Genomic DNA, 16,354 nt, shown 5'->3' with positions numbered 1-16,354 from the left:
ATGAATCATGGCGGACTGCTGCTGATCGAGGCGCTGATCGCGATCGTCATCCTGATCGCGCTGATCGTCCGGCTTCAACTCAGTCCCGCCATTGCCCTGATCCTCGTCTCGCTGGGGCTGGCATGGGTGGTGGGCATTCCAGCCGCAGCAATAGTCAGTACCTTCGAAGGCGGGGTTGGCAACGCACTTGGCCATATCGCGCTGGTGGTCGGCCTTGGCACGATCCTGGGCCGGATGCTCGTCCAGTCGGGCGGAGCGGAGCGGGTGGCGGGCACCATCGTCGGATGGTTCGGCCCTGCCCGTGCCGACTGGGCGATGATGACGGTTGCACTGATCGTTGGCCTGCCGGTATTCTTCGAAGTTGGCTTCGTGTTGCTGGTGCCGATCGTCTTCACACTGGCCCGGCGCGTAAACGCGCATCCGATCCGCATTGCATTGCCCATGGCTGCGGGACTTTCGGTGGTTCACGCAATGGTGCCCCCTCACCCCGCTGCAATGCTGGCAGCACAGGCCTATGGCGCTGACCTCGGCCTTACCATCGCGTTTGCGCTCATCGTCGGTATCCCGACGGCAATGGTCGCCGGGCCGCTTTACGCTCGCTGGATAGCCCCTCGACTGACCGGACCGACAAAGCCGCCTACAGCATCGGACGAGAGCGCCCATCGCGACTTACCCGGCTTCGGAGTGACGCTATTCACGCTGCTGCTGCCCGTCGCGCTGATGCTTGCAGGCAGCCTTGCCAGCCTGTTCCTTTCCCCAGATTCCGCGCTGGACGAAGGGTTGCGTTTCATCGGCACCCCGGTGGTGGCGCTGCTGCTCGCGGTGCTGGTCAGCTACTGGACGCTGGGCCTTGCACGCGGGCTCTCACTCGGCACCTTGCGCGATTACACTAACGACTGCCTCGCCCCAACGGCGATGATCACCCTTGTCGTCGGTGTCGGCGCAGGCTTTGGCAAAGTGCTTACCGCAGGCGGAGTATCCGACGCCATAATCACCGCCGCCGGGCAAGCGCATGTCCCCGTGCTGGTGCTCGCCTGGCTGATTGCCGCGCTGCTGCGCATTGCCACCGGATCGGCTACGGTAGCGATGGCGACCACGGTAGGGATCGTCGCACCGCTTGTCCCGATTTCAGGTGTGCGGCCGGAACTTCTGGTGATCTCCACCGGAGCCGGCTCCGTAGTTCTCAGCCACGTCAACGACGGCGGGTTCTGGCTGGTCAAGGAGTTCTTCGGCCTGAGCATGGCCGATACCGTGCGCAGTTGGACCGTGTGTGAAACGCTGATCTCGTTGGTCGCGCTGGCGCTGGCGCTGGCCCTCTCGCTGGTGTGCTGACCCTATGCGCAAGAATCTGACCCTGATGCTATGCGCCCTGACCCTGTCCGCCACCGCACTGGCCGAAGTCCCGACGAGCGCCCGGCCTTCCGGCAACCTCATCTTCCAGACCGACAAGCCTTGGTCGCCCCGCGTCAACGTCGATGCCGGCACGGTCATGGTTTACGGCATTGACGAAAGCCTGCGCGCGCGCATCCGTAGCTGGCGCGAACACGGCTACCGCGTCGCGGTGATGACCGGGGTATCCTGGGGCTTCTATGCCGATTACCTCCGAGGCGACTTCGATGGACGTGAACACTGGGACGAAACGCAGGAGGCGCAAGGCGGCAAACTGCTGCTGCACACAGGCCGTGAAGTTCCTTACATGGTGCCAACCCAAGCATATGGCCGCTACCTCAATCAAGGTATCAGGCGCGCATTGGAAGCTGGGGCCGAAGCAATCTACCTGGAAGAGCCCGAGTTCTGGGCCAAGGCCGGCTGGTCCAGCGCGTTCAAGGCAGCATGGCGGGCACATTACGGCAGATCATGGGAAGCGCCCGATTCCTCGCCGGACGCACAATACCGTGCTTCACGTCTGAAGTATAAACTGTACCGCGATGCCTTGGCCCAGGTCTTCACCTTCGTGCGCGAGTGGGGCGCGGCGCACGGGCGCATGATCCCATGCTACGTCGCCACGCATTCCGTCCTCAACTATGCGCAGTGGAAGATCGTTTCTCCTGAATCCTCACTGCTCGATGTCGGCGCGGACGGTTACATCGCTCAAGTCTGGACGGGAACGGCGCGCACTCCGACGGTCTATGAAGGTGTGAAGGCAGAACGGACTTTCGAATCCGCATTCCTCGAATACGGGGCATTGCAGAATATCGCCCGTTCATCCGGCAAGACGATCTGGTATCTCAATGATCCGATCGAGGACAACCCGAACCATTCCTGGATCGACTATCGCCGCAACTGGGAATCCACTCTCACGGCTTCGCTGATGCAACCCGATGTGGCCAACTACGAAGTCCTGCCCTGGCCCGACCGCATCTTCGGCGCAGATGCCCTGTATCCCACGGCCGAGCACACCCCGACGAGCGCCGGCAAAAGTAGCAAATCCCTGATACCACCTGCCTACTTCGCGGAACTGCAGACAGTTTTCCATGCGCTGAGCGAATTGCCCGGCACAACGGCACAATGGCAGGCGGCAGGTACATCGGGTGTAGGCGTACTTGTCAGCGACAGTATCATGTTTCAGCGCGCCGCCCCCGCGCCGTCCGACCCGGCGCTTGGCAATTTCTATGGCCTCGCGCTGCCTTTGCTGATGCGCGGTATACCGGTGGAACCGGTACAGGTCGAAACCTCGCACCCGCGCGCGAACCATGACCCGCTTGACGCCTACAAACTTCTCGTATTGACTTACGAGGGCCAAAAGCCCCCTTCCGCCGCGTTCCACACGCAACTTGCAAACTGGGTCAGACGTGGCGGCGCGCTGGTCGTGGTCGACGATGATGCCGAGCCCTACCATCGTGCAAGCGACTGGTGGAATACCGGCGCCAATGACTATGCCACGCCTCGCCAGCACCTGTTCGAGACTCTTGGCATAACCGACGCGGCAGCGAAGCATGGAGTGGCGACAGGCAAGGGATGGGTGCACTTCGCCTTGCGTTCACCATCTGCTCTCGGGCGGGCAATGGGCGGAAGCGACACCGTGCGTGCACTGGCCCGCAGTGCGGCCGTTGCCGTGGGCCTGCCATGGCGCGAGTCCCCCGCGCTGGTGCTAAGGCGTGGACCTTACATAATTGCCGCCGGGATCGAAGTCGCGGACCATGCCCGGCCGATCGTCCTTAGCGGCCGCTATCTTGATCTGTTCGATGCTGAGCAGCCGCTGATCCGTGAAGTGAATGTAAGCGCAGGCTCCCGTCGGCTGCTGGTCGATCTCGACCAACTGGCAACGCACACGATCGCTGCCGCCGGAGCGCGCATCACCGGTGTAACATCCGATGCAAGACACCTGAGCTTCAAGCAAAGCGGCATGCGGGGCAACGCAGGGACCACCGCCCTCATTTCCATCGTCGCCAAATCGGCGCCGAAGCGCGTCCTATGCGACGGCGAGCGATTGGCCAATACAACCTTCGCCGACGGAGTTCTGCGCATCCGCACTTCCTCTGACGAACGCCCAAGAACCATCGATATCATATGGTGAAATGGCCGTGAGACTTGCCCCCTCGCTCCTACCCTTCGGCGCGCTCCTGACAATCGGTGGCACTGCACCGCTTTCGGCCGCGACGACGCTGCCGCAAATCATCCCGCAGCCCACGCAAATGGAACTGACGGGCGGAGAGTTGAAGGTCAGCAGATCGGCAACGATCGCCGTCATGGGGCCTGACGACCCCGAGACACTGCGCCTAGCCCGCGCCGCGCTGACTGCGCTTGGCGTGAAACGCACGCGAGTAGTTGATCGGATACCCACAACGGCCAAAGAAACTTTGGTCGTGCTGGGTACACTTGCCTCACCTGCCGTCACCGAAGCTTTGGCAAGATCGGGAAGCCCGGCTCCGACGAAGGCAGAGGGCTATACGATCGCCAGTATCGCCAGGACTGTGAACAGCACGCTGATCATACTCGCAGGCAAGGACGCAGACGGCCTGTACTACGCGGCACAGACGCTGCATCAGGCAGCAAAGCGGGGCACGCTGCCCGCGCTGCGAATCTTCGATGAGCCCCGTATGGCAGTCCGCGGGGTAATTGAGGGCTTTTATGGTGCGCCATGGTCAATGCACGACCGCCTAGCTCACATTGCGTTTCTGGGCAGCGTAAAGGGCAACACTTACATTTACAGCCCCAAGGACGACCCTTACGCGCGCGACCGCTGGCGTGTCCCCTACCCGGCCAATACGCTGGCACAGCTTGGGGAACTGGTCACCGTGGCTCGATCGCATCACGTGAGGTTTACCTATGCGATCTCTCCGGGGCTTTCGATCTGCTACTCCAATCCCGACGACCTTGCAGCGCTCAAACGCAAGTTCGCAACCTTCGCGGCGTTGGGAGTGCGCTCATTCTACATTGCCTTCGACGATATCACTTACGACAAATGGAACTGTGAAGCCGACCATACGGCGCTGGGCAAGCCCGGCGAGGCTGCCGCCGGGGAGGCACAGGCGCACTTGGCCGGCATTATGATGGACTGGCTGGTCGGTCAGTACGGACCGCAGGCGCAGTTGATGATCGTACCGACCGAATACTACAACGCCACCGACAGCCCCTACAAAGGGGCACTGCGCGCGCTCGATCCGCGCGTACGGGTTCAGCGGACCGGCCCTGACGTGGTTCCCGCCGCAATCGGCTTGCGCGATGCCAAGGCGGCGCAACAGGCATTCGGCCGCAAGCCCCTGCTTTGGGACAACTATCCGGTAAACGACTATGCCAAATCCTCCGGCCGCCTGCTGCTTGCTCCCTACGATCGCCGCGAACCGGGACTTGCCGATGAACTGGACGGTGTCCTTGCAAATCCCATGAACCAGGAAGCGCCCAATCGCATCGGAGTTTCCGGCAGCGCCGCTTTCGCTTGGAACGATCGCCATTACGATCCGCGTGCCACAGCGCTTTGGGCTGCACGCGAACTTGCAGGAGGCGATGCGGCAACGACGCGGGCACTTTTGCTACTGTTTGACCTTGAGCATCTTGCCCCGACGTTCGGCGGCGCCCCCTGGCAACCGCAATCACCGCAACTGGCACGCACTCTGGGCGTCGTCACAGACGCCATTGCCAACGCTCCTCCCAGCGATCGCGAGATTAGGCTGCGTGAACTTGCGACGCTTGCCAACCGCATCACCGCAGCGCCGCAACAGATCCGTGCCGGAGTTCAGGATGCCGGCTTTCTTGCGCAAACGGCGCCATGGCTGGACGCGATGGAGCATTGGGGCAAGGCATTGCGTGCGAGCACCAACGGCATAATCGCCGCGCTGGCGGATGATCCTTCTGCGCGGGCGCATTTCGACGCAGCTGCTCACGATGTCGCCACCGCGAAGGCCGCCACGACAATCCCCGGCACGACCCGTCCGCAAGGTCCGATCAGGATGGGGGATGGCGTGCTGGATCGTTTCATTGACGCGGCCCCGCATCTGGTCTGGTCGCCCGCACTTGTCTCGTCCGCCGCACTGCAAAATTAAAAAAAGAAAATTGTTTGATTAAATGTGGAGGGCGGGTAGGACGGTCTTCGTCAGCGCGATTCCGCTTCGAATGCCCCCCGGCTTTCTTTCGAGCGATCCGCCGACGCTGCGGCCCGGCCGCGGCGCCTCCCGTCACTCCTCCAGACGACGCGCCGCGATCGGGCTTTGTACGACAGCAGGAGAGATGATGAGGCGTATCGCGGGAGTTGAACTGGGCGGCACCAAATGCATCGTCGTCCTGGCCGATGCGCATGGCACTATCTCCCGGCAAGAGATTGTGCCCACGCTCGCACCTGCGACAACGCTTTGTGGCATAGAAGCGGTGCTCGACGCGTGGGCAGCTGAGGCGCCATTCGATATGCTCGGCGTGGCCTCTTTTGGTCCTCTCAACCTTGACCCCACTTCTCCAGAGTATGGTTGCATCACCAGCACCGCAAAACCCGGTTGGCGCGACACATCAGTCGCGAACCGGTTAAGTACACGGTACGGCCTGGCCGCTGCTTTTGATACCGACGTCAATGGCGCCGCTTTTGCTGAACGTCGCTGGGGTGCGGCACAGGGACTCGACGATCTGGCCTACGTCACCGTCGGCACGGGCGTTGGGGTAGGCCTGATCGTCAATGGCATGGCGACGCGCGGCATCGGCCATTGCGAGGCTGGGCACATGCGCGTCGCCCGACTGCCCGTTGCGGATGACGCTGGCTGGCACGGGGCCTGTCCATACCATGGCGACTGTGTGGAGGGACTTGCGTCCGGCCCTGCAATCGCGGCACGCGCCGGCGTCTCAGGCGATGCTCTGGATGACGATCATCCGGTGTGGGATGAAGTGGTCGAAGCGCTGGCCCAGATGACACAAGCCATCATCGCCATTGCAGGACCGCGCCGCGTGTTGTTCGGCGGCGGTGTGATCTCATCGCGCCCGGTACTGATCAAGCGGATCGAAGCACGCGTGCGCTCTCTGATCGGCGATTATCTCACGCTTCCGCAGACAGACTTCATCACCCCACCGGGACTCGGCGTTAAAGCAGGTCCGCTCGGCCCGATCGCCCTCGCGCTGGCAGCAACAAAAGTTGATTGCGCCGCAGGCTAGACAACCACTCGCATGGTGCCGGCAAGGGCAAACCGTGCGATTTTTGAGCCAAACGGCCATTCTGAACAACGCAGAAATCCTAAGTTTTCCGCGCATTTCGATTTATTAAATAAAATTGCGAAATGTATCTTGCGGGTCGTCGCGATTTCGACTTATCCTGCCTGAAAGAGAGTGAATCCGGCCCGGCATCGCACCGGCCCAATTGAGGGGGATATAACTATGAGGCGACATTTCTGCATGGACCTGCTGCGCACGTCCCTTGCCGCGTCGACGATGCTGGCGTCCTCCCTGCTCACCACGGCTGCGCTGGCGCAGGAGGCCGCACCATCCGCCCCCCCGCAGCCGGCGGCCGAGGATACCGCTGCTCCGCAAGGCGACATCGTGGTCACCGGCTCGCGCATCACCGCCAGCGGCTTTACTGCTCCGACGCCCACGCAGGTCCTTTCAACCGAAGACCTCACCAAAGGCGCGCAGCCGAACGTCTTCACCACGATTGCGCAGTTGCCCTCACTCCAGGGAAGCACCGGCGCGTCGGTTGGCGCCAATGGCACCTCAACCGGCGTTCAGGGGCTCAGCACCCTCAGCTTGCGCGGACTGCAGCCGATCCGCACGCTGACCCTGCTCGATGGCCAACGCGTCGTTGGCGCCAACGTGACGGGCGTGGCAGACGTCAGCCTGTTCCCGCAATTGCTGATCAAGCGCGTCGACGTGGTTACAGGCGGGGCATCTGCTTCGTATGGTTCAGATGCGGTTGGCGGTGTCGTCAATTTCGTTACCGATACCCGCTTTGAAGGCTTTCGCGCCAACGCGATGAGCGGCATCAGCACCTATGGCGACAACGCGAACTATACGTTCCAGGCAGCAGCCGGCAAGGCGTTCATGGACGATCGCCTGCACGTCATCGTCAGTGGCGAATACAGCCACGAAGATGGCATCCCCAGCGCCGGCTTCGGCGTCGGCAACAGCCCTGACGGTGACGGCCCCAACGGCCGCGACTGGATGACGGCGGTAGGTCTGATCAACCGCGGCATCACCGACGATGGCTCGCCGCAGTACCTCTATCGCAACCATGTCCAGTCGAGCCTCAATTCGATGTATGGCCTGATCACCTCGGGCCCGCTGGCAGGAACCGCGTTCGACAGGAACGGGAACCCCTACCAGTTCCAGTACGGCAACGAATGTTACAACGGTTCATGCGTCGGTGGCGACCTTTCGGGCAGCGTGGCAAACGGCAACAGCCTGATGTCGGAGATCACGCGCCTTAACAGCTACGGCCGGATCGGATTCGACATCGACCCCGACAACGAGATCTATACCACCGTCAACGTAGCGCGCGTGCGCACCAGTAACACGCCGAACCCGGGCTTCGCGCAGTTCGGCAACCTCACGATGCAGTGCTCGAACCCCTATGTGCCGGCCTCAATCCAGCAGGCCTGTGCCGAAAACGAGATCACCAGCTTCGGCTATGGCGTGAACAACGCGATGTTCGACAACATCGACGTACACACCCAGCGCGAGCAGTACCGCTTCGTTGCAGGAGCCAAGGGCAAGTTCCCTGTATTCGGTTCGGACTGGCGCTATGACGCCTATTACGAACACGGCACCGAGATCACGAACATCAACGTCTATAATATTGCGCTGATGCCGCGATATCGCGCAGCGATCGATGCTGTCGCGGGACCTGATGGCACCATCACCTGCGCGAGCGCAGCAGCAGTGGCAAGCGGCTGCAGCCCGCTCAACATCTTCGGCGGCAGCGCGCCGAGCGCGGCGGCGGCCAGTTACATCGAGCCCGCCTATGGGCCGTATCAACATACTCGACAGACCCAGGACGTAGCCAGCATCGCGTTCAATGGTGAGCCCTTCGCCCTGCCCGCTGGCCCTGTCTCTATCGCCTTTGGCGGCGAGTATCGCCATGAATTCTACCGCGTCACCGCCGATCCCTACGGCAATGGCGTCAACGGTGCCACCGGCTCGTCCTACTCGGAAGAGTATCCCGCCGATCCGCTGCTCGATACCAATGGCGGCAACTGGTACGCTGGCAACTACCGCAACGGCTCGGGCGCTTATGACGTTTACGAGGGCTTCCTTGAAGTCAATGTCCCTATCTTCAAGTCGGACGCACTAGGATCGGCTAACCTCAACGCCGCCGGCCGTGGCACCCACTACAGCACCTCTGGCACGGTCTGGACCTGGAAGGTCGGCGGAACCTGGGCGACCCCGCTCGACGGGATCACCCTTCGCGGCGTGACATCCCGCGATATCCGCGCACCGAACCTGAGCGAACTTTACGCCGCGCCGGTCACCAGCAACCGCACGGGAACCGTCGACCCCTTCAATAACCGCGTCGTCACAGTGTTGCAGACGACCACCGGCAACCCCAACCTGACGCCGGAGATCGCCCGTAACACCGAAGTCGGCATCGTCCTGTCACAGCCTGAATGGCTGCCCGGCCTCAGCCTGTCGCTGGACTACTTCCACATCAAGATCGACGACGCCATCGCATCGCTCGATGCGCAGACTCAGATCAACCTGTGCTACGGTGGTGTGGAATTTACCTGCGGCTCGTTCGATCTCAGCGATCCGAATGCTGCTTACGTTACGCTCCAGCCGTTTAATTTCTCGTCGATCATGACTGACGGCTTCGACATTGAAGCAAGCTATCAGACCGATCTGGAAGGGCTGGGTCTGCCCGGTCGCCTGACTCTGCGCGGACTTGCAACCAATACCCGCAACTACATCACCGATACCGGGCTGCCGGGCACGATCCCGCACCAGTTGGCCGGCGTGAACATCGAGGCAACGGCGACCCCGAAGTGGAAACTGCTACTGTCGCAGGATTACAGCACCGACAAGTTCTCGGTTCGTTTCCAGGAACGTTGGTTCAGCGCCGGGGTACTTTCCAACGAATACGTCGTGTGCACGAGCAACTGCCCGGTCTCCACCGTCAATAACCCAACCATCGATTACAACCACGTCCCCGGCGCATTCTACGTCGATTTCAGCACCTCGGTGCAAGTCACTCCCGAAGTTGAGGCGTATTTCAAGGTCGACAACCTGTTCAATCGCGACGCTGAAAACGTTCCAGGCAACGTCACGACGCCAACGCTCTACGACGTCATCGGCCGAGCCTTCCGCGTCGGGATGCGCGCCAACTTCTGATCGTGAAATACCCGGTCACGATCCCTCGTGGCCGGGCTTGCTTACGGTCTTGCCGCCAGAATACGACGCCAGGGGGAACCGATGCTGTCATTACTGCTGATCGCTGCGCAGGCACCGAGCGCGGACATCGTCATCGACGAGACAATCGCGACGATGACGCTGGAAGAGAAAGCGCAGCAACTCGGCAGCAGCGCACCCGCGCTGTCAAAGGCCGATCTCCCCGCATACGATTACTGGAGCGAAGGCCTGCACGGCTTCGCACGCGACGGTATCGCCACCGTCTTCCCGCAAGCGATCGGCCTTGCCGCCAGTTGGGACCCGGACCTGATGCACCGGGTTGGCGAGGTCGTCTCCACCGAAGCGCGCGCGCACTTCAACGCCGTACCCCGCAAGGCAAATCATTCGCGCTTCGCTGGCCTGCATATATGGTCTCCCAACGTGAACATCTTCCGCGACCCACGGTGGGGCCGCGGTCAGGAAACCTACGGCGAAGATCCCTATCTGACCGGCCATCTCGGCATGGCATTCGTGAAAGGTCTGCAGGGGCCCGACCCCACCCATCCCCGCGTCATCGCCACGCCCAAGCACTTTGCCGCACATTCCGGGCCGGAAGTGGGGCGCAACAGCTTCGATGCGGACATTCCCGCGCGCGATATGGTAAGCACCTACACTCCCGCCTTTCGCATGACGCTGACCGACGGCGGGGCGCTCTCAACGATGTGCGCATACAATTCACTGCATGGCGTGCCCGCCTGCGCTTCATCGGCCCTGCTCACCGACCGGTTACGCGGGGACTGGGGCTTCAAGGGCCTTGTCGTGTCGGACTGCGACGCGGTGGGGTATATCACCACTTTCCATTACTACACGCCCGACCTGCCCAGCGCCGCCGCCGCCGCACTCAAGGCCGGAACCGATGTCGACTGCGGCCCCAGCTACTCTGCCCTCCCCGAAGCGGTGAAGCGCGGTCTTGTTTCCGAAAGCACGATCGATGCCGCGCTGCGGCGCACGTTCGCCTCGCGCGCGGCTCTCGGCATTGCATTCGGGCAGTCCAGCCCGTGGGACAGGATCAAGCCTTCGCAGACCGATACTGCGGCTAACCGCGCCCTGGCTCTTACGGCTGCGGAAAGGTCGCTCGTGCTGCTTTCAAACCGCGATCGCCTGCCGCTGAAGTCCGGCACACGAATTGCGGTAATCGGACCAAACGCGGACACCCTCGATGTGCTCGAAGCCAATTACCACGGCACCGCCGCCGCCCCGGTGACCCCGCTTGAGGGGTTGCGCGAACGTTTCGGAGCGAACATGGTCCGTTATGCACAAGGAAGCGGGCTTGCCGAGGGCGTTGCACTGCCTGTGCCTGAAACCGCCCTCTCTTCCGGTGGCCGGCAGGGCCTCAAAGGCGAATATTTCCGCGGCACCGCGATGATCGGAACGCCTTTGGCCAGCCGGCAGGACCGCAAGATCGATTTCGATTGGGATCGCGCTCCTCCCGCCGGTCTGGCGCAGGAACGTTACGCTGTGCGCTGGACCGGCCAACTGACGCCGCCCTCGGTAGGCACATACCGCCTGCGCCTCGACGTGCCGCGCTGCTTCGATTGCGATGGGCACGACCCGGTCGCCCTGTGGATCGACGGCAAGCCGCTGATCGCCGACATGACCGGTGCCGGAGAAAGCGACGACAGCAAGGTCGAAGCCACCATTTCCTTCACCGATACGCGGCCCCACGATATCCGTATAGAATACGTGCACCAGAGCCAGGACGGCGGTATCGGCCTGCGCTGGGTCGCTCCAGCGGCAGCCCAGCAGGCCGAAGCCCTTGCGGCCGCGCGCGACGTGGACGTCATCATAGTCTTCACCGGCCTGTCTCCCACGCTTGAGGGCGAGGCGCTTCGGCTGGAGGTTCCCGGCTTCAATGGCGGCGACCGTACTGCGATCGAACTGCCCGCACCGCAGCGGGACTTGCTCGCCGCACTGGCCACCACTGGCAAGCCTGTCGTTGTCGTTCAGCTGACCGGCTCGGCGATCGCGGACACCTGGAGCAAGACCCATGCCGACGCCGTGCTCAATGCCTGGTATCCCGGTCAAGCCGGCGGCACCGCCATCGCAAGAGTTCTGGCAGGCGATGTAAACCCATCGGGCCGCCTGCCGGTGACTTTCTATGCCGCCACGCGCGATCTTCCGCCCTACATCGACTACAACATGAAGGAGCGCACCTACCGCTTCTTTACCGGCACGCCGCTCTACCCTTTCGGTCATGGCCTCAGTTATGCCCGCTTCGCCTATACCGGCGCGGCGGCCGCCAGCGTGATTGCAGGACAGCCGCTGCACGTATCGGTCAAGCTCGCCAATACAGGTAAGCGCGATGGCGACGAAGTGGTGCAGGCATATCTGGTCCCGACGGCACCGCAACCCAAGGCGCGCATGCTTGCCGAGCTGCAACGCCAACTCGTCGCCTTTCGACGAGTCAACGTGAAGGCAGGCAAAACCGTCGACGTCAGCTTTGACATCGATCCGCGCAGCCTCAGCACTGTTTCCCCTGAAGGCGAGCGTGCGATCGTACCCGGCACCTATCGGCTCTATCTGGGGGGCGGCCAGCCCGGAGATGCGCCCGGCGTCTGGGCCGACCTGACCATCACCGGCGAACGGCAGGTCATGCCGCGCTGAACCATCGAAGGTGGAGTACAGCATGAAGAGGAAGACGGTCCACACGACAGGACTGATCGCATGTGCTCTGTTTGCGCAGGGCACGGGGGCTTGGACGACATGCGCCCAGGCGCAGCAGATCGCTTGGCCCGGCAGCCGTATACCTCACCCCAAACTTGATGTCATCGGTCCTTACGATGCCCGTTTCCTGCAAGGATCGGATACGATCGAGCATCTGCCCCAAGGCTATGCGGAGGGCGAAACATTGCCCGCCATGCCGCGCTGGACGATGCAGGTATGGATCAAGCCTTCACACCTGCCAAAAGGCCGCGCGGTCATCGCACGCTTCGGCGCGGGAGAGTCCACAGCATCACGCCAGTTCGTGCTGGAAAACGGCCGGCCGGCCTTCACCCTCGGCAGTGCGGTCTTGCGCGCAGGCGATGCACTGAAGGCTGGACACTGGCACCTGCTGGTCGCAACTGGCGATGGGGCGGCTTTACAATTCTACGTAGACGGCAGGCGGGTCGGATCCGGTAAAGCTGCCGCAGCGGGGCCGGTCGCGGCGCTGATAGCAATGGGACCGCGTGGCGAAGGCACCGCAGGGTTCGCAGGCGACCTTTCCGGACTAACCCTCTCACCCAGCCTGAAAGACGCGCGGGCCGTGGCAAGCCTTGCCCGGACACTACCCGACGAAACCCTTCTGCGGTTCAAGGACGCAAGCCCGTCCTGGCCTCTCCAGATCAAGACCCAGTACGGTCTTGCTACCCCGCAACCGGCATGGACCCTGCCCGTCAGCAAGGCGCCCTTGCCCACTCCACGCGCCACGCAGCCTGTACAGGTCCCCGCGCTGCAGAACGAAGGTGATGGCCGCTACACGATCAATGGCTGGCGCCTGATCGAAGCCCCGCGCCTTCCGAGTGGCGACGCGAGGGACGGCGCAACGCTCTCCCAGGCAGGCTACGATGCAAGCAACTGGTATGCCGCTACCGTCCCCGGCACCGTCCTGACCACGCTGGTCGATCGCGGCGTCTATCCCGATCCCACGATCGGCCTGAACAACATGGCGATCCCCGAAAGCCTGTCGCGCCAGGATTACTGGTATCGCACCGAATTCGTCCTGCCTGCCGGGAGCGACGCGACACATGATGACCGGCTGACGCTGACTTTCAAGGGCATCAACTACGCCGCAGAGGTCTGGGTCAACGGCAAGCCAGTCGGCACGATGAAAGGCGCCTTCGTGCGCGGTCGGTTCGACATGGGGCGCTACCTCGTTCCGGGGGTACGCAACGCCATTGCCGTGCGTGTCTCACCACCGCCGCACCCGGGGATCGCTCACGAACAATCGCTGACCGGCGGACGCGGTGACAACGGCGGGGCACTGATGGTCGACGGCCCCACCTTTGGCGCGAGCGAAGGCTGGGACTGGATCCCCGGCGTGCGCGATCGCAATACCGGGCTCTGGCTAGGCGTCGAACTGGCGCGCACCGGCGCCGTAACGATCGGCGATCCGGCAATCTCGACCGCTCTGCCCAAGTCTGACAATTCGCTTGCGGAAGTATCGATAGACGTACCTGTCACAAACCACTCAGATGCATCGATAACCACGCAAGTCCGCGCCGAATTCGACGACATCTCGGTAGCGCGCACCATCACCCTTGCCGCTGGGCAAAGCTCCACCGTGCACTTCCGCTCCGCCGAATTCCCGCAGTTGCAGGTAAGAAACCCCCGGCTGTGGTGGCCCAATGGCTACGGCGACCCTGCCCTTCATACGCTGCACCTGACCACCTCAGCAGGCGAGCGTCCATCGGACACGCGCTCGCTCGAATTCGGGATGCGCACGGTGACTTACGAGTTGGCCTCGCTCGACGACGAAGGCGCCCTACGCCGGGTTCTGGTGGACTCTGCGAAGGCTCGCGAACTGGGCTCCCCGGTCATGGATGAACGACATGCTGCACTGCGCAAGGTACGCGGGGGCTGGGCCAACTCGCTGATGCCCGGTGCCGAGCACTCGTCTGCCGTCCAGACTTTGCCAGACGATCCGCTGGGCACCCAGATGGTGCTGCGCGTCAATGGCGTAAGGATCGCCGCGAGGGGCGGGAACTGGGGCATGGATGACATGATGAAACGAGTTGGCCAGGACCGGCTCGAACCCTATTTCCGCCTTCACCGCGAAGCAGGCATGAACATCATCCGCAACTGGATGGGGCAGAGCACGGAAGAGGCGTTTTATAGCCTTGCGGACCATTACGGGCTGATGGTGCTTAACGATTTCTGGGAATCGACGCAGGACAATGATGCCGAGGCGGAAGACGTCCCGCTGTTCGTCACCAATGCCCGCGATGTCGTGCGGCGTTACCGCACGCATCCTTCGATCGTGCTGTGGTTCGGCCGCAATGAAGGCGTGCCTCAACCTGTGCTACAGGAGGCTCTCCAGAACCTCGTCTGGGAAGAGGACGGTACGCGGCTTTACAAAGGCAATTCGCGGATCATCAACCTCGCGGGTTCAGGTCCCTACGAATGGCACCCGCCCGAGGATTACTTCACCAGCTATCCGCATGGCTTCGCCGTGGAAGTAGGTACGTCCAGCTTCCCGACGCTGGAATCATGGAAGCGGACCGTTCCCGCCGCCGCTGACCGCTGGCCCATCAGCGATGCATGGGTCTATCATGACTGGCACCAAGAGCGCGGCGTCTCGATGGCAAGCTTCATGGCCGCGATGAACACTGAATTCGGCCCCGCCAAAGATCTCGCCGATTTCGAAAGCAAGGCGCAGATGCTCAACTACGAATCCTATCGCGCCATCTTTGAAGGCTTTAATGCCGGACTATGGAAGACCAACAGTGCGCGGATGCTGTGGATGACGCACCCGGCATGGCCCTCCGCCGACTTCCAGATGTATTCGTCAGACTACGACACGCACGCTGCTTTCTACGGAGCCATGAAAGGTTCGGAGCCGGTTCACGTCCAGATGGATCAGCCCAGCCGGTATGTGCGGATGGTCAACACCACCCGTGGAATGGTAGCAAACGTGCGCGTGGTTGCGCGCGTAACCAACCTTTCCGGGCACGAAGTTCTGGCAAAGGAAACCAAGCTTGATCTTCCGTCCGGAAGCAGCATCGAAGTCTTCGCGCTGAATATCGACGCGGCGCTTCAAAAGGGGCCGGTGCTGGTACGGCTTGAAGCCTTCAATGCCGATGGCGCGCGGCTTTCCGACAACTTCTACTGGCAGGCCGCGACACCGGCTGATCTCAAGGCGCTGGCGTCTTTGCCCCGCCCGACAATCGCCGCGCAGCGCGTGGCGGATGAGCCCGCCGGCAACACGGAACGCATGATCACAATAGACTTGCGCAACGCAGGTCCCGATCCCGCGCTGCAAACGAAACTGACGCTTTTCGACGGCCAGGGAGAGCAGATCCTGCCCGCATATTTTAGCGACAACTACGTGTCCCTGCTGGCCGGCGAAACCCGACGTATATCCGTAAGATATCCGGCTTCACGCGGCACTGCCACGGTCAGGATGCGAGGCTGGAACCTGCCGGAAGGCGCTATCGAGTGAGATTGACCTCAGACTCAAGCCCGTCGAGCATGCCCTTCACTTTGGCGCGCAGGCCATCGACATGCCTAGGCAACAGGGGGCGCACCGAAGCCGACGACGTCCAGGTAAATGCCCGCGACGGCGCAGCAATCCGCGACCTGGATTGATCCGCGTCACCGCAATCGAAGACAGTGAAATCGTCCTCGTCGACGCCGACTAAATACACCTTCGCTTTAGTACCGGTAACGTCTCATCCCGGACTTCACCCGTCCCTCAATCTGGCCTGAGGAATTTCCAGCAGCTCAGACCCGGGGATTTATATTACCGTACCATTTCCGCGTAGACTGAAACTGCAAAGCACTTGGAAAGAAGACATCCTCTCAACCAAAAAGCATCAGAACGATAGCATATGTAGCCACCACGGATGGCGTCGATATCTTCTAC

The 16,354-nt window shown here is 62.2% G+C and carries 7 protein-coding genes; all 7 read left to right on the top strand.

The features are described 5' to 3' along the window. Positions 1-1,332 (top strand): GntT/GntP/DsdX family permease, encoded by a 1,332-nt coding sequence (locus A8V01_RS25335; protein WP_103099020.1) that lies wholly within the window; start codon positions 1-3, stop codon positions 1,330-1,332. A 4-nt stretch (positions 1,333-1,336) separates the two neighbouring features. Further along, positions 1,337-3,517, top strand: coding sequence for a hypothetical protein (locus tag A8V01_RS25330; RefSeq protein ID WP_103099019.1), 2,181 nt, complete (start codon positions 1,337-1,339; stop codon positions 3,515-3,517). A gap of 7 nt (positions 3,518-3,524) precedes the next feature. Then, positions 3,525-5,483 carry a glycoside hydrolase family 84 protein gene (locus A8V01_RS25325; RefSeq protein ID WP_211295179.1) on the top strand — a complete coding sequence of 653 codons (1,959 nt, stop codon included), beginning with the start codon at positions 3,525-3,527 and terminating at the stop codon, positions 5,481-5,483. Between the two features lie 184 nt (positions 5,484-5,667). Continuing rightward, positions 5,668-6,573, top strand: a complete 906-nt coding sequence (locus A8V01_RS25320) for an ROK family protein (protein ID WP_170066068.1) — start codon at positions 5,668-5,670, stop codon at positions 6,571-6,573. 219 nt (positions 6,574-6,792) lie between these two features. Beyond that, entirely contained in the window at positions 6,793-9,735 is a 2,943-nt protein-coding gene (locus A8V01_RS25315) for a TonB-dependent receptor plug domain-containing protein (protein WP_211295170.1), read from the top strand. 81 nt (positions 9,736-9,816) lie between these two features. After that, complete coding sequence (locus A8V01_RS25310) at positions 9,817-12,396, top strand: glycoside hydrolase family 3 protein (protein ID WP_103099016.1); 2,580 nt, start codon at positions 9,817-9,819, stop codon at positions 12,394-12,396. Between the two features lie 22 nt (positions 12,397-12,418). Continuing rightward, positions 12,419-15,931 (top strand): glycosyl hydrolase 2 galactose-binding domain-containing protein, encoded by a 3,513-nt coding sequence (locus A8V01_RS25305; RefSeq protein ID WP_103099015.1) that lies wholly within the window; start codon positions 12,419-12,421, stop codon positions 15,929-15,931. The last annotated feature ends 423 nt before the right edge of the window (positions 15,932-16,354 follow it).

Source organism: Novosphingobium guangzhouense, assembly GCF_002896965.1.
Lineage (GTDB): Bacteria > Pseudomonadota > Alphaproteobacteria > Sphingomonadales > Sphingomonadaceae > Novosphingobium > Novosphingobium guangzhouense.
This window is presented reverse-complemented; position numbering and strand designations above follow the sequence as displayed.

Bases quoted from the DNA above. Each gene is read 5' to 3' on its own strand.
- A8V01_RS25305 (WP_103099015.1), top strand. From the start codon at position 12,419: ATGAAGAGGAAGACGGTCCACACGACAGGACTGATCGCATGTGCTCTG.
- A8V01_RS25320 (WP_170066068.1), top strand. From the start codon at position 5,668: ATGATGAGGCGTATCGCGGGAGTTGAACTGGGCGGCACCAAATGCATC.
- A8V01_RS25330 (WP_103099019.1), top strand. From the start codon at position 1,337: ATGCGCAAGAATCTGACCCTGATGCTATGCGCCCTGACCCTGTCCGCC.
- A8V01_RS25335 (WP_103099020.1), top strand. From the start codon at position 1: ATGAATCATGGCGGACTGCTGCTGATCGAGGCGCTGATCGCGATCGTC.
- A8V01_RS25315 (WP_211295170.1), top strand. From the start codon at position 6,793: ATGAGGCGACATTTCTGCATGGACCTGCTGCGCACGTCCCTTGCCGCG.
- A8V01_RS25310 (WP_103099016.1), top strand. From the start codon at position 9,817: ATGCTGTCATTACTGCTGATCGCTGCGCAGGCACCGAGCGCGGACATC.